Source organism: Rhizobium sp. RM (assembly GCF_013390595.1).
In the GTDB taxonomy this organism is placed as follows: Bacteria; Pseudomonadota; Alphaproteobacteria; order Rhizobiales; family Rhizobiaceae; genus Agrobacterium.
Genome location: NZ_JACAWV010000003.1, coordinates 328,525 through 351,652 on the forward strand (window position 1 = coordinate 328,525; position 23,128 = coordinate 351,652).

Below are 23,128 nucleotides of genomic sequence, written 5' to 3' on the forward strand. Positions count from 1 at the left end.
TCAAGCGTCTCCGTCGTACCAGAAGGCATCCGGCATATAGACGCCGAGATAGGACGTCGGCTCGTAACCGAACAGTGCTTTCTCCGGCACATTACGCATGCGCGTGACGTGAACGACCGGTTGGAGCGCTCCGTTGACGAGGCCGATCGAGAAAACCTGCTGTGAATAAAGCTCCAGCATCTCAAGCCAGATGCGCTTGCGGTCCTCGTCGGATACCGTGCGTCGCCACTCCTTCAACATCGCCAGCAATTGAGCGGCCTCAGGCAGATCGGGGGCCGTGCCTTCTCGTCCACCGGACAGATAATGCACGCCCCATACGGGCCATTGCAACTGGTCGTCGCCCGTCGGCGCAAGGCCAGAGGGCAACATGTCGGCGTTTGGCACCCCGTTGTCCATGCCCATCCAGACGGACATCATGACCTCGCCACCCATGGCACGTTTACGGAAAACGTCGCGCTGGGTCGGGCGCACCGAAAGCGAGATGCCGACGTGCCGCCAGTGATCGGTGACGAGCTCCATCACATCGGTCTCGAGAGTGCTTTCACCCGCGGTTTCAGCGATGATGTGGGCCGGCCGGCCGTCTGGAAGGAGCCGCATGCCACTGCTGTCTCGTTTGTCGAGGCCCGCTTCATCCAGCAGACGGTTGGCGTGTGCGGGATCGAATTCGCTCCAGGCTTTGGCGAATTCCGGACGATAGAGCGGACTTTCAGGCAGCACGGTATCGGCGCTCTCGGTCGCCAGGCCGTAAAAGCAAACCATGTTGATTTCGTGCCGGTTGATCGCCAGCGACAAGGCGCGGCGTATGCGGACATCGCGGAACGCCTCTCGCCAGACCGCATCGCCACAGGTCAGGTTCGGCAACAAAGCTATGCGCGAACCCTGCGATCGTTTGTAGAGATTGACCTTCAAGGGGAAGCGCTCTTCGGCATCCTTCAAAAAGGTGTAGTCAGTGAAATCGAGGCCAAGGAACTGGATGTCGCTGTCTCCAGATGCCGTTTTTGCCGAAATGATGTCTGATGACGTCACGTTCAGAAGGAAACGATCGAGATAGGGCAGTTGCAGGCCATTTTCATCGACACGATGATAATAGGGGTTTCGCTCAAACACGAATTGTTCGGCCGGTGGCGATGTCATGTTGCGCCATGCGTCGAGTGTCGGCAATGCAGGGTTTTCCGGACGAACCTGCCGCGACATCTTGATGTGCAATCCGCTCCAGTCATCGGTCTTGTTTTTCTTGATGAGCTTCGCGAGATTTTCCGCCGTCTGATATTTGACGTGGAATTGCTTCATGTAGGCGGCCGGCAGACACAGTCGCGCGGGGGAGGCGGCGGCAAGCTTCGCCAGGAAATCCGGGTTAGGGCCTTCCCAGGTGTAACGAACGGTCAGGCGATCAATGATTTCGATGACAGGCGGCTTGTCATAGACAAGCAATTCGATCGGTGGGCCACCCTTGTGGATTTCACGGTTGAGGGCAACATCCTCCCAGAAATAACGAAAATCCTCCGTCGTGAAGTCACTGCCGTCCGACCATTTATGGCCGTCTCGCAGTTTCAACGTGAAGATCCGCTCTTCCTGAATGTCGTAGCTCTCAAGAATATCCGGCTGGAAATTGAAGTTCTCGTCATAGCCGACAAGACGTGCATAACTGTTGATCGGCATCAGACGGATGTCTCGCTGCCCGCCGATCAGCATTCGTGCTGAACCGCCATGCTTACCCGGCTCACGGCCAAGCTCTTTCATGTTGATGATGCGGGGATTTTTCGGCAAACGCTCGGAAACATCCGGCAATTCGCCCTTCTCCCTTTTTTCTTTGAAAAAGCCAGGGTCGACATAAGCTGCCCGTGCCGTGAACGGCAGAAAAACGGAGGCCAGCAGGCCAAGTGTTGTGCGGCGGGTAATCAAGGTCGCAACTCTCGGATATCGGCGCTGCCGTTGGCGAGCACGAAATGGCCTTCACCCAGATCTGCGGAGATCATCGTTCCTTCGCCCTCATCGCGGAACTGCTTGCCCCAATCGAATTTGCCCGTCGCACTGATCTTGCCGATGGTGCGAAAGTCGAGAGGGCGGTCCAGATCGGGGAACGGAACCGCAGCCAGCAGAGATTTGGTATAGGGGTGGACCGGCGACCGCATCAAGATTTCCCGTGGCGCGAGTTCGACGATGCGCCCTTCACACATGACCGCGACGCGGTCCGCCATGTAGTCGACGACCGCCAGATTGTGGGAGATGAAGAGATAGGTCAAACCGAGATCCTGCTGCAAATCCTTCAGCAGATTGAGAATTTGCGCCTGCACCGACACATCGAGGGCGGAAACCGGCTCGTCGCAGATGAGAAGCTCAGGGCCGAGTGTCAGAGCTCTGGCAATGCCAATGCGTTGGCGCTGGCCACCTGAAAAGCTGTGCGGATAACGATTGAGGGCACTTTCGCCAAGGCCGATGGCCTTGAGAAGATTACGCACCTTCTCCGCACGATATTTCGCATCGCCGCGACGATGGATTTCCAGAGGTTCACTCAGGATATTTCCCACTGTCATGCGCGGCGACAGAGACGAAATTGGGTCCTGGAACACCATCTGGATTTTGGAGCGCAACTGCTTGAGGTCGTCGTCCTGTGCATTCAGGACGTCGATGTCGCCATCTCGGCTGTGAAACGTTACCGAACCTTCGTCCGGTCGGACGGCACGCATGAGAATCTTGCTGACAGTGGTTTTGCCGCTGCCGCTCTCTCCAACGAGGCCGAGACATTCGCCCCGGCGAATCTCGAAACTGACGCTATTGACCGCCTTGGTGGCGTTAGCCTTGCCACTGCGGAACCAGCTGGATTTGCGCGTCGTGAAGGTCTTGCTGATGTTGTCGACCGTCAGAATCGTATCGGGTGCTTTGTCGCTCTGAGCGACTTTTTTCTTGCCGACCAGGCTTTCGTGATCGACCGTGATTTCACGAAGTGCTTTCAGCCTCTGGCCGGGTTTCATGTCGAAATGCGGCACGGCAGCCATCAACCCCTTGAGATAGGGGTGGCTGGGAGCTCTGAAGATGTCGTCGACGGGACCAGCCTCCATGATCTCGCCCTGGTAAATGACGGCAACTTCGTCGGCGATGTTGGCGACAACGCCGAGATCATGGGTGATGAGCAGCATGCCCATGTTCAGTCGGCTCTGCAGATCGCGCAACAATTTCAAGATCTGGGCCTGGATGGTCACATCCAGAGCCGTCGTCGGTTCGTCTGCGATCAATAGGGCAGGGCGGCAGATCAGCGCCATCGCGATCATGGCGCGCTGACGCATGCCTCCTGAAAGCTCGAACGGATACATGTTGCAGATCTTGGCCGGATTGGAAAAACCGACGAGATCGAGCGTCTCGTGCATTTTTTCGAGACGATGCGCTGGCGTCAGGACACTGTGAATTCTAAGCGCTTCATCGATCTGGTTACCGATTGTGTGCAGCGCTGAAAACGATGTCATCGGTTCCTGAAAGATCAGGCCGATGCGGTTACCACGTATGGCGCGGATTTCCCTGCCGTCTTTCGGCAGTTGCAGCAGATCGACTGGCGCCTGAGCTGGAAGGGCCGGATCGGAAAACAGGACGCGACCCGTCACGCGTGCGGTTTTGGCCTGGATACCCATGATGGTCTGGCCGATCACGGACTTGCCGGAACCGGATTCGCCGACGAGCGCCGTTACCTTGCCCGGCAGAATGCGGAGGCTGGCGCCCCTTACCGCATTGATGGTTCCTCCCATGAGAGAAAACGACACCTGCAAGTTTTCGATGCGGAGCAAATCCGCGCCTGCGCTCATGCCAAAAAGGTTCCCTGTCGTCTTCTTGAGTATTGCCTTGCGACGAAGTTCATCCAAGGCTCTAACGTCACGTTATCGTAGGGCTTTGTGTCTGTCTATGCCCTTGAAACGCCTGTATATGCTGCGAATTCGAAGCCGGCTTCTTAAATCGGCGACTTGCCTGGCGGCTTCGGTTTGGCGATATGTGAGTCAGTGTTTCGGGACAGGGTTAAATGTCGGACAAGAAATATTACGACACATTGCTGGATAAGGCCCGACAGTTGCAGGGCAATGGCAAGTATGCCGAGGCGCATGCGATCCTGTCTTCACTCGTTGCGGTTGAGGATGGGCACCTGATGGGTGAGCCGACCGTGCTTGGGCTTCCGCGAAGGTTGCATGCTGCCCGTCTGCGCCTTGCCAAGGCCGAGGGCGACAGGATTGCCAAGATCGGCTATCAGTACACACTGGTACCGCCCCCTTCGACGCTCGCAAAATACGCGCAGTTCTCAGTCGAGGAGCGTCGCACCGTCGCGGAAAAAAGTCGGCAGCCGGTGCCCAAAATTATCCATCAAATATGGATCGGCGATAAACCTCCACCGGTATCGACCGTCGCATGGGAGGCTCATGCGCGGGCGAACGGTTATGAATATTTTTTATGGCGCGAGGACGGGTTGGAGCGGGAAGGTGTTTTTGCCGACGCGACCTTCAAGACCATGTTGGACAAACGTGACTATCCCGGTGCCGTCGATGTCGCTCGTTACAAGCTGCTGGACCGTTTTGGCGGTATCTATCTCGATTGCGACTGGTATCCGGCGCGCGATGATTTGAGCTTCGATGCCGTTTTGCCGATGATCGGGCTTATGGCTTTCGATGAAAAAACACCACGCGAGACTGGAAAAGGCAGCGTTCTACTGGCCAATTCATTTATTGCGGCACCTGCCGGGCATCCTGTCTTTCGCAAGCTTCTCGATGCCTTTCCAGGCATTGTCAGGGATATGCCGCGTGCTCCGGCCTGGTGGGCGACGGGACCATTGATCTTCACGATTATCGCCCGGGCAGGAAGTATCAGCCTGGCACCAGCAGATTTCGTTGCCGCATCCATGGCCGATCGTGCGCCGTTTGACGAGGTAGAAGCTGTCAGGGCCGGCCTTCAGGACGAGGATGGTGGATTGCTGATTGCCTGGAAATCATGGTGAAGGCGTTTCGATAAGATCGGCGGACGAACGCCAACGGCATGCCGGATGATCTGTCGTGACTTCCAGGAGCACAGTCAAAAATCGCCAGACGTTTTCGTCGTGCACCAGATGATGGGTGAGGATACCTGTCGTCCCACCATCTTCCATTGTTGTTGTTATCCGAGTGGCTGTTTCCGCGAACAGGGTGTCGTGGTCGCGTCCGCCGCGCGTGCCATGCCAGTCCATGACATCGACGTGTGTGTTCAGAGATTGCGGTTCTGTCGCCTTTTCCGGTCCAAACACGGAAAGGGCGCGATATCCGATTTGCGGTAGTTCGCTGACGACACCGGCATCGATGCGGTTCCAGGGTGGGACGAGCATCGGCGTGAAACGTTCACCATGCAGATCGCGTAGTTTTCGCAGTCCGGACTGTAGCTCCGTGACAACGACGGCCGTTTCCCGATGGCGCCCCAACTCCTGCTTCTTTTCCTCCTTTGTCGCATAATTGGTATGGGACCAGCCATGCACGGCGACAGTCGCAAGAGGTGCACCATCGAGATAGGTCGACAGCTTCTCCGACGTGGCAACCGGAATGACAGCGAGGGTCATTGGCACCGAAAAATCTTCGGAGAGACAGAGCAATCGATCGAGATTTGCCGTAGGTTCGACCGCGTCGTCATCTCTCAGCCAGAGATCGGCTGTGACACCACGCTTCGCGCATGCGTCCAGGGCAGCAACAAGCTTTTCCACACTCATGATTTCTGCGCCTTCGTTTGCGAAAGAATGTCGTTTAATCGTTCGGCAGCTTTCTCCAGCGATCGTTCCTCCATGACAAAGCGGCGAGCGCCGTCGGCCAAAATCCGACGACTTGTCTCATCGGTCAGCAGGGACTCAATCGCTTTTGCGTAGGCGCCGGTATCGCCTGCGGGCGTCAATCGTCCGGTCATTCCAGATTTTACCACCTCCGGCACCCCGGCCGTCTGCTCTGCGATAACCGGAAGACCTGCTGCTTGCGCCTCGAGATAGGCAAGCCCGTAAGCCTCACCATGTCCCGGCCAGACATAGACCGATGCCTTGGAGAGAAGGGTGGGTATTTCGGTGGAGGATTTTTCGCCGCGCCATACGAGCCGCCGAGCGTCGAAGGGTCGGAACATGGCCTCCACCTGTTCGCGTTCAGGTCCGTCTCCGACAATGTCGAGTGTCCATTCCAGATCGTTCGGCAACATCACGAGCGCATTGGCAAGCGCTTGATAGCTGTTGAGCTTGTCACCCGCTCGCATCATTGCGACTGCAATCAGTTTTCCCTTTACGGGCGTTGGCTCGTTATCACGGAAGGCGCCGGTTTCGATGAAGGGAAGTAACATTGCGGTGTGAACGGCCGGTGACGCCCGCAAGAGCCCGTCCTGATCCCGTGCGGTAAAGCAGATGTTGACGGCAGCATCTGCCAATGCGGACAGAAGTCCATCCTGTATGTCCTGCCATCCCATCGCATTGCGCTTGGGAGCATAAGACGCTTCGGCCGTGACGTATGCAACATCGAATTCCCTGCAAAGCGTCGGTCCCAAGAGATCGGGCGCCTTGTAATAGGGATGATAGCAAAACCAGAGATCGGGTTTTCCTTCGTTTTTCCACACTCCGGAAATCCGCGCCACTTCACGTTCTGCCGCAGCATTTATCTCCGCTCGATTGAGGGCATCGGGGTGCTTGTTGAAGCTGCGCAGCTCCGAAACGACACAAACCTCGTGGCCGCCCATCGCCATTGCTTTCATCAAAAGGCGCGCCATCAACCGGTCTCCGGAAGGGACAGGGTGATTGGGAGATTTCAGCGGCGAATAAAAAGCGATTTTCATCTGCATGGTTTTGCGTCGGCCGCTGTCACTGCGTCAACCGTAATTTGAGGGCCGCGAGCCTTGACAGCTTGTCCATTCTTGCCCAACTGAAAGGCATCTTTTTGCAATGCGCGGAGCGTAACACGCTTTGACTTCCTCGGTCTCCTTCCAGAATTTGCTCACTACGATTGAAACCAAGCGCGCCAGAGCAGGCGTGATCGGACTTGGCTATGTCGGCCTGCCGCTGGCGATAACAATCGCCAAGGCGGGCTACAAGGTCACCGGGTTCGATATCGACCCCAGTAAAATCATCGCGATCGACGCAGGTCGAAGCTACATCGAGGCGGTCTCGGACGATGTTCTGGAAGAGGTGCGCCAAGACGATGGATTTGTTGCAACATCCGATTTTTCGAAGTTGGCTGATTGCGATGTGATCGCCATCTGTGTGCCGACGCCGCTGACGAAATATCGTGAACCGGATCTCTCCTACGTCGAAAAAACCTGCCGTGACATCGCTGCGCATCTTCGTGTGGGACAGCTTATCGTGCTGGAATCAACCACTTATCCCGGTACGACCGATGGAGTGGTGAAAACCATACTTGAGACATCCGGGCTGACGGCCGGCGTCGACTTCTTCATAGGTTTTTCGCCGGAACGCGAGGACCCCGGCAATCGGGATTTTGAAACATCGACGATCCCGAAGGTCGTTGCCGGCGATGGTGAAGCGGCGGGGACGCTGATGACGGCATTCTACGGTGCGGTTGTGAAAAAAGTCGTTCCCGTGTCAACGACGGCGACGGCTGAAGCGGTGAAAATTACCGAGAACGTTTTCCGAGCGGTCAACATCGCGCTCGTCAACGAACTGAAGGTGGTCTACGAGGCAATGGGCATCGACATCTGGGAGGTGATCGATGCGGCCAAGACCAAACCTTTCGGTTATATGCCTTTTTATCCGGGCCCCGGTCTCGGCGGTCACTGTATTCCGATCGATCCTTTCTACCTCACCTGGAAATCGCGTGAGTATGAATTGCCGACGCGTTTCATCGAACTGGCGGGCGAAATCAACACCGGCATGCCCCGGCATGTGATCGGTCGCGTTGCGGAGGCGCTGGATATTCATGCCGGCAAGGCATTGAGCCGTTCCAAAGTGCTGGTGCTTGGACTGGCCTACAAGAAGAACGTGCCTGACATTCGCGAAAGCCCGTCTCTGAAGCTGATCGAGCTGATCCATGAGCGTGGCGGCGAACCGTTCTATTACGATCCCTACGTGGCTGAAATCCCGAAAACGCGCGAATACAGCGCCTTGATGGGCATGCAGTCGGTCGCGTGGCGCAAGGAAGTCATCGGTGCCTTCGATGCCGTGCTTATCGCGACCGATCACGACGACGTGGACTATGCGACCCTCGTGGAGTGGTCGCCACTGATCATCGATACCCGAAACGTCTTTGCAAGGCGGGGCATCGCCGCAAAACATATCCTCAAGGCCTGATAGTCCTCCCATTTCTCGTTCCATTGGATATCGCATGAGCAGACTCGACAGTTTCATTCGCCGTTTGACCGCACAGCGGGATATTCTCAACCACGTGCGTGACGACCTCGAATTGCCACGCAACGGGGCGATCATGGAGGTTGGTCTTGGCAATGGGCGGACGTTCAATCACCTGCGCGAACTTTTCCCGGAGCGTCGTATCATCGCTTTCGACAGGGCGATGGGCGCCCATGCTTCGTCCGTTCCGGTGGCGGAGGACATGGTGATTGGCGAGATATCGGAAACCGCTCCCGCCTATATCGGCTCGGAGGCTGCGCTAGTGCATGCCGATATTGGTACGGGATATCCCGAAAAAGACGCGATAACCCTAACCTGGCTTCCTCAGCTTGCGGCTGGCATGCTGGGTATGGGCGGCATCGCCATCAGTGGCCTGCCACTCAAGCATCCGGCCCTTGAACTGCTTCCGGTGCCGGACAGCGTGCCCACCGACCGTTATTTTATCTACCGCAAGATCTGATAGGTGCGGCGGTTTTACAGGAACCGCTCGCTCTCTTCCTTTGACAAGAGGAAGACCTTCAGTTGCGAGTTTCTGCCACGGATAGCGATCTTTTCGTTGCGCAGATCGGCGATGTCCTGACCGGCCTGAATAATGGCTGGTTCAGAGACCACAATTGCCACACCAAGCTCCTTGGCTTTCGATTCCAGCCGACTTGCCACATTGACGGTGTCGCCAATGGCGGTGAGGGTTTTTGCTGAACCATAGCCCATGACGCCAACAATGGTCGGGCCTGAATGAATGCCGATGACCACTTCCAGCCTTACGGAAAACTGTCTTTCCAATCCCTCGTTCAGAAGCGACAGTTCCCGTAAAATCGTGGCGGCTGCTTTCATCGCATTGCGGCAGGCATCTTCGGTTTTTCCCTCGACACCAAAAAGCGCCATGGCGCCATCGCCGATGAATTTATCCAGGCGTCCGCCTGCCTGTTCGACAGCCTGCCCGACGATCGTGAAGTAGCGGTTCAGCAGAAAGACGACGTCGTAAGGGAGCTTCGCTTCCGATAGCGAGGTGAAATTGCGGATGTCGCAAAACAGAACCGCGATCTCCTCTTCCCGGCCTGGCCGTGTCGTCTGCGTATCGGGTGGGAGATCGCTTTGCTGATTGTGAGATACAAGGAGCGCGACACTGAGATTGTCGGTCGGGCGCAACTGACAGCCAAGCCGTACATCGGAATCGGCATGAATGCGCCGTAACGTGTTCTTTTCGATGTCGCCAACAGGCGGCAAAGGCCCCTTGCTATCGAGAATTCTGACCCGACAGGTCGAGCAACGTCCTTTTCCTCCGCAAACGGAGTAGTGCGGAATACCGCCAATACGGCTTGCTTCCAGAATGCTCAGTCCAGCAGGTACACGCACCTGCGCGCCATGCTCATAACGGATTTCGATGGCGCCGGTTCGCTGCCGCCACGCGCGCAGGCCACGCATTGCAATCACAAGTGCAACCGCTGATGCGAAGAGCGCCTGTGCACCTGTCGTGATGGATTTGATGTGATTTTCCATCTGGCTTGGCGAGCGTTGATATTCCGGATGCTGGCTGTATTCGGCAAGCCCCGGCGGCAGGCTCAGCCTGGCGCTCTCCTCTTCAAGCAGTCTCCCCGCATCAGCAAAACCCAAGAGGGCGAGGATCGGGAGCATGACAGCAAAGGTCAGGAAGAAACCTGAAAATCTTGGGTACCAGTCCCGATAGCGCAGCCAGAAAAATACGCCGATACAGCCATGTGTCCAAATCACCAGCAGCGCAAAACTCTGCCATGCACCAGCGCCGGGATTTTCGACCCACAGTCTGCGAATGATGTCTGGATAACCGAGATCGACGCCGTAAAGTATTCTGGAAAAACGGATGTTTACGGCATGACCGATGATGAGGAAGGGAATTAGCAACCCAAGACCAGTCTGCAATGCTTCACGCAGAGGCATCCGCAAGGTCCGGCGCAGATAAATGGAGCGAAGGACGAGTACCAAATGAACGAGAAGCGCGCCGTAAAGCAGAATGCTGCTTGCTGGATTCAGCCAGAGCAGGCTGAACCATTTGCGCCCTTTTTCTGCGGTTTCCAGTGAGACGAGCGCAAGAGCGTGATTTGAAAGATGGCTGCAGACAAACGCGAACATGACAAGGCCAGAGCCTATCCGGGCATGTCTGAGCGCGGTTTCCGGCACGAAGCGGATCATGGAAATCCCTTTATGCGGTCTGTCGGTGTGACGTTGCCTGTTCCAATCTCGCGGTTCCCCCATCATTCATTGCGTAAGCACCCGTCATCGCGACGAACTGTTCTTCTGCGTTATTGCGCAATGGCTTGCGGCAACATCGTGGAATGGAACACACACTTATTGTCACTTGTACGTGTTCGTATCACGGATTGTTCCGAAGGATGGAGACGGCCAGGTCGATGGAGCGAAATTTTCCGTCAGAGTTCGATGATCTGATGATCCATCGCCGCAAATGCACCGTCGAACTGCTCTTTCGCCTGTTTTTCGATGTCATCGAGTTCTTCGTCGCTGCGTGTTGGCGAATGATGGATGAACCCGACGCTCTTTGCATTGGCAAGCTTGGCGAGGCGGATTGCCTGCTGCCATGAGGAATGGCCATAGCCCTTATAGAGGCCCATCTCTTCGTCCGTGAACATGGCGTCATACAGGAAGAGGTCGACGTCCTTGATGAGATCAAGCACCGTCTCGTCAAAGGTACCCGGCTCATGTTCGGTGTCCGTTATGATCGCAAGCGATTTACCTGCCCAATCGATACGGTAGCCAACCGCATTGCCTGGATGATTGAGCATTCCGGTGCGAATGGAGAGGCCAGGGCGCACGACCAGGGCATCGCCAGGGAGAAAGTCCCGGGTCGCAATTCTGGCGCAACAGATTTCCAGCGGAACGGGAAACCACGGTGGGCTCATGAATTCCTTGAGCATTTCGCGCGTGGTTTTCGTGCCAGCCAGATGGCCGGACCAAATCTTCACATCATTGGCGCTGTTGTAGAAGGGCTTGAAATAGGGGAAGCCGACAATGTGGTCGTAATGGCAGTGTGAGAAGAACAGGTTGACGTCCGTCACACCTTCCGCACGCAGCGCCAGGCCGGCTGGCAGAAGTCCGGACCCTGCATCGAACAAAAGCACATGATTTCCGCATCGAACCTCGATGCAGATCGTATTGCCTCCATATTTCCGGAAATCCTCACCTGAAACGGGGAGTGTTCCTCGCGCTCCCCAGATCTTTATCCGAAAATTCTCATCATTTTCCCGACCCGCTACGTCGGAACCGAACACCATGATACACCCCAAACCACAACGGAGCCTTGCAAGCTTTCCTCCCTGGAGGCTCGTTGTAAACGCATTACCTATGTCTGCTGCCCCACAGCAGACGTCTCACTATTCATCCAGCATTTCATGTATATTGCAATGGCGCGACGTCTGTTTTTTCAAGATCGCGCGTGACGGTAGCAAGGAATTGCCACTTATGTTTTCGCCATGGTGCGCGCTTTGCTCAGTTCCGCCGTGGTTTGCGTAAGCCGCTCGGCAAGGACGCGCATGACCTTGATGGTGATATCGGGGAAGTCCGACATCAGCTTGAAAAACTGTTCCTTGCCGATACGCAGAGCTTCGACATTGGTCGACGCCCGTACCGTTGCCGTTCTGACGCTGTCACAGAGGATGGCGATTTCGCCAACGATTGCGTTTCCGGTCATTTCCGTCAGCTTGATGGGGCCGGCAGGAGAATCGATGAGCACATCGACTTTACCGGTCAGAAGCACATAGGCGGCGTCGCCCACATCACCCTGCCGGAATAGAACATCACCACTGTGGTAGGATACGCGATCCGATGCAAAAGCCAGAAGTTTAAGCTTTGACGGTTCCATCTCCGAAAAGAATGGCACTCGTTTCAGCATTTGTATTTCGTCTTTAAACAGCATCGCTTTATCCTGATTTCGTTCCACCTCGGTCACGTCTCTTAACTTTATGTTGCGACCATTTCCTTGAATGTACCGTTTTCTTGCGCAAGAGTCTCGTAACTTCCATCAGCAGTTATAGAACCCTGGTGTACAACGATAACGCGATCGAACATTCGTGAGAGTGTAGCGTTAGACAGAACCCAGACGATGGACGGGTTATTGTTGTTCTGTTTCAGGAATGTGATGACTCTCTCGACAATTTCCTCCTGCAGTCGATGATCGAGACCTGGAAGCGGGCGATTGAAGATGTAGTAGTCTGATTTGCGCATCAGCGCCCGAGCAAGGTTAAGCTTCTGACGTTGCAGGGGCCCAAGTCTTTTGCCGCCGGAACCAAGGTTGAAATCCAGACCAACGGCCAGAACGCGTTCGTAGACGCCACGTTTGCGCATGACATCGGCGACGATCTTGGTGATGCGTCTCGATGCATCCGAATATCGGTAACTGATCTTGCCGAGCAGGATATTGTCCATGAGGCTGGTGGCGCTCATGTATTTGGACGGATCGTAGATCTCGATGATGTTTTTAAGTTCATCTGGCAGGTTGGCATGGAACATGTGCCTGACCTCGATGATCCGGTCCATGATCTCCTGCGTCAACAGACCGAAACGTTGTCTCGGTTCGACATAGAAGAAGCTCAAGCGCAACATTGCACGCTTTTCACTTTCATTGGCGTCGGCGAAATGTTTTCCCTGAAGGCGCTGCAACATCTGCTGGTAGATTGGCAGATCATCCGGCGTCATAAAGGTGAGCTGCTGGAAGAACGGGTGGTCGCCCGGCAGGTCGGAGAAGATTTCGACAATGTTTTCAGCAATCGTGTGACCCATGTCGAACAATGTCTCGACAAGGCCGGTTTCGCGCATCAGCGTCCGGAAGTAATCGCTCTCAATGACTGTCCGGATCGTCTGCGACGAATCCCGCATTGTACCGAACAGCAGGTTCTCGCCCACAGTTGCTTCGTTGTTGTAACTATTGAGCTCGAAAGGCGCTATAAGACCGCTCAGATTTTCCTTTTCAAGTTCGGAGCGCAGGATGTGGCGAAGTTCCACGATACGTGCCGCCAGATTCAGGTCATGCAGCGGGTCGATGGACGAGCGCAAAGCGAACTCCAGGACATCCTGCGACAGATCCACCGCATCGAGAACCGCCAGCACTGCCTTTGAAAGATTTTCCGGCTTGTCGTCACCGGCGGGACTGGACGCGTAGTCGATCCAGTTGCCGTTGATATCGACCGACGGATTGCCGGCCATCTTGGCTTCGCGGATTTCCCACTTTCGGTGTTCCAGTTCCGCACCCTGATACACCTTGTCGGCGATCAACGAATGCTTCAGGCCATAGAGAAGGTTGTCCGCGAGGCTGGCGTGGAAGAAATAGCTGTCCGACGAGACATAGGAAATCCGGCGGCCGGTGACGGCTTCCGGCAACTCCAGGATGTCGACATCATCAATGGTGATCTTGCCGCTTGCTGGCCACAGAGTACGTCCAACGGCGTCCGCAAGTGCCTCCCCGCCGGAGCCACCGACGATCGCGATCACTTCTCCCGGTTCGATTTTCAACGAGGCCTGCTCAAGCAGTCTGCTGCCGCTGTCATCTTCCAGCGTCAGGTTGGTGATGACGATCGGGGCGGTGAGTGCCGTGGTCGACACGGCAGAGAGTTTCTGCACCTTTTCATCAATCATGTTGGGCGCGTTGAACTGCTCGAACACCTGTTCGTATTTGACCTGAACGTCCTGACGCGACTGGTCCCAGTCGATCAGTTCCTTCAATGGTCCCGGCAATTCCTTGTAGGCATTGATCACGGCCACGAGCTGGCCGACGTCCAGACTGCCTTTCAGCGTCAGGTATCCGCCCAAGGCGTAAAAGAAGAACGGCGTGAGCTGTGCCAGGAAGTTGTTGATGAATTTGACCAGGAACTTCCACTGGTAGAGATCGTAGCGGATTTTGAAGATATCGCCGAGCCGGTGGGATGCGTCGGCTCTCTCGTAGTTCGACGTATCATAGGCATGGATGGTGCCAATACCGTCGACCATTTCGCCGATACGGCCGGCCAGTTGACGAGCGCTGAGCTGACGCTGGCGCCCCAGTTCGATAAGCCGGCGCCGCATCTTGGGAATAATGCCGACCTGAATCGCGGCCATGAAAGCGGCAATCAGGCCCAGCCAGAAATTCTGTACAAGAATAAAGAAAAGCGCAGACAGAGCCTGTCCGCCCAGCAGGGCTGGCTGGACAAAGGCATCGCCGGTGAAGCCGCCCAAAGGCTCAACCTCATCCTTCACCATGCTCGAGATTTCAGCGCCTTTGACGCGTTTGAAATGGCTGGGTGGGAAGCGAAGAATCTTGTCGATCAGCTCGTAGCGGATACGACGCAGCAGGCGTTCGCCGAGCCGACCCTTGTAGGTGTTGATGTAATATTTGAAGAGTCCGTTGACGATGACGAGCGCGAGAAACGTCAGGCTCAAGGCCATCAGCATGGACATGCGGTCGAGCTCAAGTCCGTCGAACAGCGTGACCGTACCCCAATAGGGCAAGTCGACGGTGATGTTCATGAACGGCTGAGTCGCGTTCGCGCCTTCGAAGCCGTCACCCTGAATCGGGCCGTTGACGATCTGCTTGGGAAGGTCAAAGGCAAGAAAATAAGGAATCATCGAAAGAGCGACGATCATCAGAATGAAGAGCTGATGCCGCTTCGTGTGCGTCCAGATGTAACGCGTAAGGCTTTGTTCCATAAAAGACTTCTATGATTTTTCGGGTGAAACCCGTCGTTTAGTTCCCGCAACGCTCCGGCACTGGTTTGCCAGACAACGAAGGTCCCTCCTACAGATAGTATGCAAGTTGCTATTTATCAGCATCTCGAGGGGGTTTCGAGCAAAATAGCGACGCTTGTGCCTTCGAGGATGTCGTTGTCGTAGAACTGGTGTTAAGACCTTTGATGTATCTGTAAACGTGTATGGTTGAGCCAGGCATCGGCGCAAAAAGTGGCAGGCCCAATGACGATAAATATTTCAGAGCGAACAGGCGGTATGAAAGCGCAGCCAGTTTCTTTTGATGGTTGTGTCGGCATTTTTCATCCAGCCTTGGGTGATACCCAAAAAAATACTGCGGTTCTCTTCGTCAGCCCCTGGGGTATGGAAGAACTCTGCAGCCGCAAATTCCAGCGGGTCATTGCCGAGCGGCTTGGTGCTGTCGGCATTGCGAGCCTGCGGTTCGACTACCATGGCGCGGGTGATGCGCTCGATCCTCAAGATGTGGGCAAGGACGCCGATTGGTCCGCCAACGCCAGATCTGCTCTCAATTGTCTCCGCGAGATTTCGGGTGTCTCAAGCGTTGTCATTGTTGCGCAGGGGCTTGGCTGCCTGATTGCCATGCAGGCTTTTGCGGATGAGACGAGCGTAAGTGGAATGGCTCTACTTGCTCCTGTCGTTTCAGGGCGTGCCTATCTGCGTGAAACTGCGATGTGGTCGTCGATGATCGATGACGGTCTGGGCCTTCGTCCCGAGCAACGGTTGGCGACACCCGGTTCCATCGCCAGCATGGAGATGCCTGCCGTCGTTGCAGAGAGGATCAAGAAGACCAATCTTTCCAGCCCGACTGTTGTTCCTGCCGGGCGGCTGCTCGTTCTGACGCGGCCAGGGCGCGTGACGGATGCCGATTTCGCACGCCATTTGCAAACGCTTGCTGGCGACGTGCAAGAAGACGAATTCACAGGCTATGACGATCTGGTTTCCAGTCCGACCTTGTCAAAGATTCCGGACAGTGTCGTCAGCCGCATCGTGGACTGGACACTGTCGCAGGCGCAAACGAGTGATGGTGCCGGATATGCCGGGGAACAGCTCGCCAACGCGGGTCAGAGAGGACATGGATTTATCGAAAAACCTGTCCAGTTTGGTGAGAACGGACGTCTGTTCGGTGTCTTCTGCAAACCCGCTGACGCGAGCGCATCGTCTGCGGTCCTTTTTCTGGGGGCTGCCTATGACAGACATGCGGGGTGGGGCAGACTTTCGGTAACGATGGCACGCGAACTCGCGAGAAATGGCGTTGCTTCCTTGCGGTTTGATGCCGCGAACATCGCCGACAGTCCACCGGTTGAGGGCGTTCCAGAACAGGTGCTTTACGACGTCAGACAGAACGACGATGTCGTCGCGGCTCTCGATTTTCTGTCGGCGCAGATCGCTGGTCCGATCGTCGCCGCCGGGCGCTGCAGCGGTGCCTATCTGGCCTTTAACGGTGCCCTTGCCGATGATCGCATCCGCGCTGTCGTCGCGGTCAATCCGGTTGTTTTCCATTGGCTGAAAGGCCGCTCCGTCGATGAGGCGCTACACAAACGTCCGCGCTCTTTCGGCGAATATCGCCAGCGCTTTTTGCAAGGGGCGACGTTCAAGCGCCTGTTCAGCGGCGATGTCGACGTTGTAAGTGCTGTGCTGAACATCATCAAAGCGACGGCGAAAAAGCTTTCGACAAAAACCGCACGCCTTTTTCGAGCCAAAAGTGAGGAAGGTCGGGCGGTTTATCGGGCTTTCGAAACATTGCGAGCAAAGGGCACGATCGTCACGCTGCTCTATAGCGACAATGACGACGGGCTCGAACACTTCCGTTACTACTTCGATTCCGATGGACGGGGGCTGGGTGCCTATGCGAATGCGTCGGTGACGATCATTCCCGATGCCGACCATAATCTGTCCACGCCTCAAGCCCGCGCGGTCTACCTTGAGACCGTGACGCGTCTTGCATCTCAACCCTGACCGGTTGCTTCTGCCGGAAATGCTCTAGAAGGAAAAGCGGCGACTTGAGCCGAGCGACATGATTTCGCCAGTTGGTTCGGCAGCATCGGCATCGACGTTTGGACGAAGTTCGATCCGCTTTGCTTCACCCGGAGCCAGATGGAACCAGTTGTCGGAGGGGCTATAGCCTTCCGCAGCGATATGGACCGACTGCGCCAGATGATCGGTTTCGATCTCAAGCCACCAAGTTCCGCCTATGTTGTTTTTGGTGATCTGTATTGATGCGGGGTGCAGTGCTCTTTTCCGTCCAAGTGGAAAATGAAACGCATCTGTCACCACATGTCCGCTTGTCGTGTCGCGTAGCCGCGCGAGCGTCACATCATGGGAAGGAGGGCCGAAGCGATAGGCATAGGTTGTGTCGAAAAACGCTCCGAACAGGTCTGTTGCCGGGACAACGAGACTCTGGCGAGGCGCAAGATCGATTGCCCGCTTGGCATGCACGACCGGTTGCGTGCCATCCCGCAGGCAAGTCAATTCCAGCATGACTTGAGTTGTTTGGGCGGTTTCGTTGACGATATTGACGTCCAGGCCATTTGTGCCTTCATCTGACAGCGTCACCTGCAGCCGACGGAAGGCACGTTTCAACCCGTACCAAACGGATTTTGGTCGGCCCGTGGCATCGATCAATCCCCAGCCTGCGCCGGGCAGGATATCCTGGAAAGTCCAGACCAGGGCGCCTTGGCAATGGGAATCCGGACGACGCCATTCCGCAAAGGTTGCTTCCATGACTTCGGCAATTGCAGCGCGCGACATGTCCATGTAGCGGCCGCTGTCTTCGCGGCGCAAGACATCCGGTTCGACGTCGTAAAGGAGTTTCAGGTAGTGATCGCGCACATCCTCGAAGTCCCATGAGGCACCCCGGTCACGCGGTGTTCGGGCTTTCCATCGCGGATCATGCACAGCCTGAACGGCAAGATGGCGGTCCAGTGTTTCCTGCTCGGGAATATTGGCAAAGGCCAGGCACTCGGCGGCAAAACGAACATCAGCACGGCGCGCATCGTCGAGGGGGCGGCAATAGGCTCCGACACCGTAATAATGGCCGACGCCAGAATTGGGAAAAAATGGCAACGCGCCGCCCGACGGTGAATTCGCCACGTAAGCGATGTCAGGGCGTTTTGTTTTCAAAAGGTCGGGAAGGACCACTTCCGTCAATGGACCTTTCCAGATTTGCTCGGGAAGGCCCAGCATCGCTCCCTGCTGATACATCTCGCTGCCACCGCAAAAGACGGTGAGCGAAGGCGATAATGCGGTAGCGTCAAGAAGCTGCGATATCTCGGTCGTTAGGTGCTCGCGAAACGCATCATCCTTGGCCGGATAGTCGAAGTTCGCAAGCATGGCATCCTGCCAGACCATGATGCCGAGTTCGTCGCAAAGTGTAAAAAACTCCGCGGTCTCATAGGCCATGGTACCGCCAATGCGGATCATGTTCATACCGGCGTCCAGAGCCCGTTTGAGCCATGGTTCGTAATCCGCGCGCCCGCCGGGCAGCCGGACGATATCGGCTGTCGTCCAGACGGCACCGCGGCAGAACACAGGTTCTCCGTTGATCCGCAGTCCGAAACCATTGCCATCTTTGCCGTGGTCGATGTTAATCCGTCGAAAGCCTGTCGTTCCAAGGCTGATGCGCTTGCCGTCCAGTTCCAAAGCGATCTCATGGAGGGTCGGTTCGCCATGTGTGTGTGGCCACCATGGCGTGACCTCTGGTATCGTAAGCTCGCCGGAAAGCCTGCCAATTGCATCGGTATTCAGGTCGACTGCGTGCTCGCCGCATATCAAACGCGCCAACGATACGTCGCTATCCGTTTCCAGAGCGATGCTGAGCGTTCCGGTTCCTGCTTCGTCCAGAGAAGAACGAATGGAGTAATGGATTTGCGGTTGCCTTGTGAGGCTGACAGGACGCCAGGGGCCGGCTGCATGAATTTCAGGGCACCAGCCCGGCATGTAACCGAGTGCCGTTGTGCGGATCAGCCGCAAACCCTGTGAATTCATCATCTGGGGGCGCCATCTGGCGCGGGGGCCGGTCTTCTCGAGCCTTGGGGATAAGGCCCGGAAACACATCGCCAGCTCGTCCGCTCCCGTCAACTCAACCGGAATTTCCAGAACCTCGAACATGCTCTGGGATGCGGCGACCAATGTGCCGTTGAAAAAGACCTCAGTGACGGTCGCCAGTCCATCGAAACGCAATATCGCGCGTCCCTTAACCTCCGAAATCAGGGTCAGGCGATACCATGCGTCTTTGTCGTTCAGGGCTTCTGGGGCAAAGCGATCGAACTCGCCTGAGATCTCCAGTGCCTGCGCCACGGTGCCCGGAACGTCGGCGGGCAGGCTTTCAAGGTGTGCCGGAATGTCCGACGGGAGATCATAGGCATCCGCTGATGTCAGCGTCAGCGTCCAGCCTTCGCTCAACAGGGTCGCCGTCTCTCCCGGAAGGCTCACTCTCACGCGGCCTCGCTGGCATCGGACAGTTTCTTGTCGAGGGCCTGCATCAAAGCATCCCATGCATCTGCGGCGGGATCGAGAACAGTTGCAAGCGCATCGAATTTGCGGCGCGTGACAGCCCGCGCCAGCTGGAACTGAACGGTCTTGGCGACCTCCGATATGCGCAAAGCGTGTTGCGACGCCTCTTGCAAGCCATCCCTATCCAGCCATTCCAGGTGGCTTGCCGCCAGCTCGAAATTTGCGCCGAGCTGTCGTAACGTGTTGAAAGCATATTTGTGAAAAAAGCCGAAGGGTCTGTCTGCCACTTTTTCCACCTGAGCCGGAAATACGGCCGAGAACGCCCTGACCGGATTGGCGGATGGACGCCTGGAGAAATGCAGTTTCAGCAGGCGCGCAGCCGTCTTGCGGATATGCGTTTCAGAATTGTTGCTGTCGGGGAATTTCGCGAATTCCGTATAGGGCAGGAAAGGCGGGTCGGTTTCCTGCAGATGGTGCTGGAACAGACCGTCGAAGTCGTCACCTGCCAGATGGAAAAAACCGGCATTGTGGAAATAGTCCAGCTCGCGCTTGTCTCTGTCGAGCCGATTGATGGCGATAGTCGTTTTGCCATGCTCTTTTTGATAGCCCACACCATGGGTATCAGGCATGTAGAAACTGTCCATTTCGATGAGGCAGATGCGGCCGCGCTGAAGCTGTGCCTCGACGTGGTTTTCCACCTGATCGAAGATCGCCAGTTCGGTGGCGCGGATGTCGTATAGTGCTTCGAGGTCTTCCAGCGGCACCTTGAAAAAGGTGAACTGGTCGCCTTCGAAATCCTGAGCCAGCGTGAAGCCGAGCATGGCTTCCGGAGGCAGGCCTCGGGACGCCAGCACTTCGATCCACAAATCGACGTAGCAATTGGTTTCCGGCCACATTCTCTCTGAGGAATGCAGGGGATGCTGCGCATAGTTCTGAGGATCGAGGCCAGGAAATATCTGCTTCATCGCGGGTCAGCCCCAGAGCGTCTTCACGACCTTTTCAGGCCATTTTTTCACGTCGAGACCGTGATGTGCAAACAGTGCAAGCGCAATGCGCTCGAGGCCGAAGCCAACACACGCCGTATGCGCAACGTCGCCGCTGTCGAGGTTCAGACCCCACTTCTGGCCGAAGGCATCCTGATGGTAGTTGAAGCTCATGCAGGCTGTCGGATTGGTAGTGGATGTCACCGGGATCAGCAGCTCAAACTTCAGGTTCTGGTCGCGCTGATTGTTGGCAAGCATCTTGCCGGCGCGGCCGAAGAACGGATCGTTTGCCACGTCAATCGTTACGTCGAGGCCAACGGCAGCCATCATCGCGACACCACGATCCATCCAGATCTGACGGAACTCCGTGACATCCGTTTCGGTGCCCATGCGAACGTATTCGCGCATGCGGAAAAGCTGTTGCCGGGCCGGGTCCTTGGACGGCTCATGGCGGAAGCAATAGGACTGGATATCGTAGAGACCACCGCCGGATGGCAGGTTGCCGCGCTTGGCAATCGTCGGGTAAAGCGGGTAGCACGCGGCCGGTGTCAGAACGATATCGGTGGCCTTCTGGTCTTTCGTCCAGTCGCCACCTTCATCCATCGTCTTCAGCAGGCTGACATGGTCCAGTTCGCAACCGCAGAAGGAGTGAACCGTGCCTGCAAGCTGCGGAAAGCTCTTCATGTAGCCGCTTTTTTCGAAATAGGCGCGGTTGATGCCCGGCGGGAAGCGGATCGCTTCTGCACCATCCGGACCACCGGTCCGATCAATCAGGCGCTCGAACGCGGCGATGACGTCTTCGAACTGACCGCTGCGGCCATAAAGACCATCCACGCCCGTCTCGATCAGCAGGCCCTCTTCAAACAGTCGATCAACAAACGATGTCTGCATGTCCATGGTCTTATCCCAAGAGGCTGGTGTCCTGCTTGTGAACGAGCAGGAGGTTGGCGGAATTGCCGAGTATGCGGTCGTTGGAAATCATCAGGCGCGCGGAATGCGCATCGCGCAGATGCCGGCCGAGGCTGTAGGGCGTACCGTTCTTGTAGCCCATGATGCCGCAGATCAGCATGGCGTGGTCGATGATTTCGAGAATGGATTCCGAAGAGCAGATCTTCACATTGTTCATGGCCACGGCGAAGGCCATGGACATGAGCTTTTCCGGATCGCTCTTGGTGTCATTGTAGGCTTTGATGCCAGCGATGATGTTGGATTTCACCACCTGCAGCTTGGTCGAGACTTCGGCAAGGCGGATGGCGCCTGGTGGTGCGGTGCCTGGCGATTTGCGTGCCGCAGCGCGTACGAAAGATTGCGCTCTCAAGACAGCGTCAGAAGCGATACCGTACCAGACCGCGCTCCACAGCAGATGCGATGTTGCAAGCATCGATTGTGCAGCGATCTCGGCAAAGGGTTTCGGAAAAATCTGGGTGGCCGGCGCCTTGCCGCGAAACAGGAAGCCGTCGGAGCAGGTGCCGCGCATGCCGAGCGTGTCCCATACGTGGGTCTTCTCGAGCGTATACTGGTCTTTCAGGAAAACCGTCATCACCTGATCGGTGGGAGCGGCGTCAGAATGCGAGCGCGAGGTGATCAAAATGGCGTCGGCGTCGCTACCGTAGGAAATGACGGTGGCGTCCTTTTCCAGCTGGCAGATATCGCCCTGGATATCGATTGCGCAGATGGAGTTGCGGAGATTACCGCCGATGCCGCCTTCCGTCGTCGCCGATCCGAGCAGGAGCTGTTCGCCCGCAACACGGCGCATGAAAGCCGCGTGCCAGTCGCTTTGTTCGCCGTGCTCAACGAGGCTCGACAGTTTGATATGATGCATGGCGAAAATCATCGCCGTGGCCGAGCATGCCTGTCCCAGGCGGACGCAGATATCAGCGATCGCCTGCAGGGAGGCAGCTTCGCCGCCAAGGTTTTCAGGAATTTGAATTCCCAGCAGCCGTTCGTGCCGCAGTGCTGCGACGGCCTCATGGGGAAACCGGCCGGCAGCATCGACATCATCGGCATGTTTTGCGGCAATCGCCGCGACTTTGCCCGCACGCGCGGACAGAGCTTCATCTATCGGCGCCACGGTGACGTTCATCAGGCGGCCTCTTTTCCGTCGAGGATGAGCTTGACCGTTTCTTCGATCGCCTTGATGCTCGCAAAGGATTTGCGGTTGAGAAGATTGTCGGGGAACTCGATATCGAATGCCTCTTCGATGCCGAGCATCAATTGTACCGACGCAAAAGACGAAAGCCCCGCCGCGTAAAGATCAGCCTCATCGGCGATCGTTTCGACAGGGGTGGGAAGCTGGCCGAACTTTGCCAGTATTTCACGAATAGTCGCGTTCATTTGGACGTGTCTCCCATGAAGTCATATTAGACGCTTTGAATGTTATGGTTACATTCCAAACGATAACATTCAACTAAACCGTTAGGTTAACTGCAACTAACAGCAGCATGCGACAAACGGTTGGTGCTGCCAAGTGTCGATATCGCTCCTTGACAAAAGCAGGGATGTGCATTTTCTTTCGGTCATTCACCAGGGGTGTCCCGCAAGGGGCTGAGATTCTGCTGTTATGCGCAGTGACCCGTTGAACCTGATCCAGTTCATACTGGCGTAGGGACGGTGCAAAGACCAAAGGGTTTGCTGACGCTTGACG

General features: G+C 56.2%; 17 protein-coding genes and 1 riboswitch. Of the genes, 4 read left to right on the forward strand and 13 right to left on the reverse strand.

All coding sequences use genetic code 11. The features are described from left to right. The gene (locus HWX89_RS03685; RefSeq protein WP_138795347.1) at positions 1-1,902 is read right to left on the reverse strand and encodes an ABC transporter substrate-binding protein; all 1,902 of its coding nucleotides are present in this window, start codon (positions 1,900-1,902) and stop codon (positions 1-3) included. Then, the gene (locus tag HWX89_RS03690) at positions 1,899-3,794 is read right to left on the reverse strand and encodes an ABC transporter ATP-binding protein (RefSeq protein ID WP_138795348.1); all 1,896 of its coding nucleotides are present in this window, start codon (positions 3,792-3,794) and stop codon (positions 1,899-1,901) included. Before HWX89_RS03690 ends, HWX89_RS03685 begins: the two co-directional genes overlap by 4 nt. Positions 3,795-4,006: 212 nt before the next feature. On the opposite strand from HWX89_RS03690, the gene HWX89_RS03695 reads away from it, so the two are divergent. Continuing rightward, complete coding sequence (locus HWX89_RS03695; RefSeq protein WP_138795349.1) at positions 4,007-4,969, forward strand: glycosyltransferase family 32 protein; 963 nt, start codon at positions 4,007-4,009, stop codon at positions 4,967-4,969. Here HWX89_RS03695 and HWX89_RS03700 read toward each other — a convergent pair. Both HWX89_RS03700 and HWX89_RS03705 read right to left on the reverse strand, forming a co-directional pair. Next, a complete protein-coding gene (locus tag HWX89_RS03700) occupies positions 4,961-5,704 on the reverse strand; it encodes a polysaccharide deacetylase family protein (protein ID WP_138795350.1) in 744 nt (247 codons plus the stop codon). The genes HWX89_RS03695 and HWX89_RS03700 overlap by 9 nt on opposite strands. Next, entirely contained in the window at positions 5,701-6,798 is a 1,098-nt protein-coding gene (locus HWX89_RS03705) for a glycosyltransferase family 4 protein (RefSeq protein ID WP_138795351.1), read from the reverse strand. The genes HWX89_RS03700 and HWX89_RS03705 overlap by 4 nt, the downstream gene beginning before the upstream one ends. A gap of 127 nt (positions 6,799-6,925) precedes the next feature. Between HWX89_RS03705 and HWX89_RS03710 the strand changes: the two genes are divergently transcribed. Both HWX89_RS03710 and HWX89_RS03715 read left to right on the forward strand, forming a co-directional pair. Next, positions 6,926-8,266 carry a nucleotide sugar dehydrogenase gene (locus HWX89_RS03710; RefSeq protein WP_178340612.1) on the forward strand — a complete coding sequence of 447 codons (1,341 nt, stop codon included), beginning with the start codon at positions 6,926-6,928 and terminating at the stop codon, positions 8,264-8,266. Between the two features lie 34 nt (positions 8,267-8,300). Next, positions 8,301-8,783, forward strand: coding sequence for a class I SAM-dependent methyltransferase (locus tag HWX89_RS03715; RefSeq protein WP_138795352.1), 483 nt, complete (start codon positions 8,301-8,303; stop codon positions 8,781-8,783). Between the two features lie 14 nt (positions 8,784-8,797). Here the strand turns inward: HWX89_RS03715 and HWX89_RS03720 are convergent, their stop codons facing one another. From HWX89_RS03720 to HWX89_RS03735, 4 genes are all read right to left on the reverse strand, one after another. Beyond that, entirely contained in the window at positions 8,798-10,492 is a 1,695-nt protein-coding gene (locus HWX89_RS03720; RefSeq protein ID WP_138795353.1) for an adenylate/guanylate cyclase domain-containing protein, read from the reverse strand. A gap of 236 nt (positions 10,493-10,728) precedes the next feature. Next, the gene (locus tag HWX89_RS03725) at positions 10,729-11,589 is read right to left on the reverse strand and encodes an MBL fold metallo-hydrolase (protein ID WP_138795354.1); all 861 of its coding nucleotides are present in this window, start codon (positions 11,587-11,589) and stop codon (positions 10,729-10,731) included. A gap of 185 nt (positions 11,590-11,774) precedes the next feature. Further along, entirely contained in the window at positions 11,775-12,230 is a 456-nt protein-coding gene (locus HWX89_RS03730; protein ID WP_138795355.1) for a cyclic nucleotide-binding domain-containing protein, read from the reverse strand. 44 nt (positions 12,231-12,274) lie between these two features. Further along, entirely contained in the window at positions 12,275-14,992 is a 2,718-nt protein-coding gene (locus HWX89_RS03735; protein WP_138795356.1) for an ABC transporter ATP-binding protein, read from the reverse strand. Positions 14,993-15,253: 261 nt separating this feature from the next. Between HWX89_RS03735 and HWX89_RS03740 the strand changes: the two genes are divergently transcribed. After that, entirely contained in the window at positions 15,254-17,005 is a 1,752-nt protein-coding gene (locus tag HWX89_RS03740) for an alpha/beta hydrolase family protein (RefSeq protein ID WP_138795357.1), read from the forward strand. A 24-nt stretch (positions 17,006-17,029) separates the two neighbouring features. On the opposite strand, the gene HWX89_RS03745 is transcribed toward HWX89_RS03740, so the two are convergent. The 5 genes from HWX89_RS03745 to HWX89_RS03765 are packed head-to-tail and all read right to left on the reverse strand — an operon-like array spanning position 17,030 to position 22,818. Then, positions 17,030-19,486 carry a glycoside hydrolase family 2 protein gene (locus tag HWX89_RS03745; RefSeq protein WP_138795358.1) on the reverse strand — a complete coding sequence of 819 codons (2,457 nt, stop codon included), beginning with the start codon at positions 19,484-19,486 and terminating at the stop codon, positions 17,030-17,032. Beyond that, the gene (locus HWX89_RS03750; RefSeq protein WP_138795359.1) at positions 19,483-20,466 is read right to left on the reverse strand and encodes a DUF1839 family protein; all 984 of its coding nucleotides are present in this window, start codon (positions 20,464-20,466) and stop codon (positions 19,483-19,485) included. Before HWX89_RS03750 ends, HWX89_RS03745 begins: the two co-directional genes overlap by 4 nt. 6 nt (positions 20,467-20,472) lie before the next feature. Next, a complete protein-coding gene (locus tag HWX89_RS03755; RefSeq protein ID WP_138795360.1) occupies positions 20,473-21,381 on the reverse strand; it encodes an amino acid--[acyl-carrier-protein] ligase in 909 nt (302 codons plus the stop codon). A 4-nt stretch (positions 21,382-21,385) separates the two neighbouring features. Continuing rightward, positions 21,386-22,567, reverse strand: a complete 1,182-nt coding sequence (locus HWX89_RS03760) for an acyl-CoA dehydrogenase family protein (RefSeq protein ID WP_138795361.1) — start codon at positions 22,565-22,567, stop codon at positions 21,386-21,388. Then, positions 22,567-22,818: an acyl carrier protein gene (locus tag HWX89_RS03765; protein ID WP_138795362.1), complete on the reverse strand. Its 252-nt coding sequence runs from the start codon at positions 22,816-22,818 to the stop codon at positions 22,567-22,569. Before HWX89_RS03765 ends, HWX89_RS03760 begins: the two co-directional genes overlap by 1 nt. 181 nt (positions 22,819-22,999) lie before the next feature. Further along, positions 23,000-23,110: riboswitch (TPP riboswitch) on the forward strand. Positions 23,111-23,128 lie beyond the last annotated feature (18 nt).

Bases quoted from the DNA above. Each gene is read 5' to 3' on its own strand.
- HWX89_RS03715 (WP_138795352.1), top strand. From the start codon at position 8,301: ATGAGCAGACTCGACAGTTTCATTCGCCGTTTGACCGCACAGCGGGAT.
- HWX89_RS03740 (WP_138795357.1), top strand. From the start codon at position 15,254: ATGACGATAAATATTTCAGAGCGAACAGGCGGTATGAAAGCGCAGCCA.
- HWX89_RS03765 (WP_138795362.1), bottom strand. From the start codon at position 22,818: ATGAACGCGACTATTCGTGAAATACTGGCAAAGTTCGGCCAGCTTCCC.
- HWX89_RS03725 (WP_138795354.1), bottom strand. From the start codon at position 11,589: ATGGTGTTCGGTTCCGACGTAGCGGGTCGGGAAAATGATGAGAATTTT.
- HWX89_RS03760 (WP_138795361.1), bottom strand. From the start codon at position 22,567: ATGAACGTCACCGTGGCGCCGATAGATGAAGCTCTGTCCGCGCGTGCG.
- HWX89_RS03750 (WP_138795359.1), bottom strand. From the start codon at position 20,466: ATGAAGCAGATATTTCCTGGCCTCGATCCTCAGAACTATGCGCAGCAT.
- HWX89_RS03690 (WP_138795348.1), bottom strand. From the start codon at position 3,794: ATGAGCGCAGGCGCGGATTTGCTCCGCATCGAAAACTTGCAGGTGTCG.
- HWX89_RS03735 (WP_138795356.1), bottom strand. From the start codon at position 14,992: ATGGAACAAAGCCTTACGCGTTACATCTGGACGCACACGAAGCGGCAT.
- HWX89_RS03755 (WP_138795360.1), bottom strand. From the start codon at position 21,381: ATGGACATGCAGACATCGTTTGTTGATCGACTGTTTGAAGAGGGCCTG.
- HWX89_RS03730 (WP_138795355.1), bottom strand. From the start codon at position 12,230: ATGCTGTTTAAAGACGAAATACAAATGCTGAAACGAGTGCCATTCTTT.
- HWX89_RS03695 (WP_138795349.1), top strand. From the start codon at position 4,007: ATGTCGGACAAGAAATATTACGACACATTGCTGGATAAGGCCCGACAG.
- HWX89_RS03700 (WP_138795350.1), bottom strand. From the start codon at position 5,704: ATGAGTGTGGAAAAGCTTGTTGCTGCCCTGGACGCATGCGCGAAGCGT.
- HWX89_RS03705 (WP_138795351.1), bottom strand. From the start codon at position 6,798: ATGAAAATCGCTTTTTATTCGCCGCTGAAATCTCCCAATCACCCTGTC.
- HWX89_RS03720 (WP_138795353.1), bottom strand. From the start codon at position 10,492: ATGATCCGCTTCGTGCCGGAAACCGCGCTCAGACATGCCCGGATAGGC.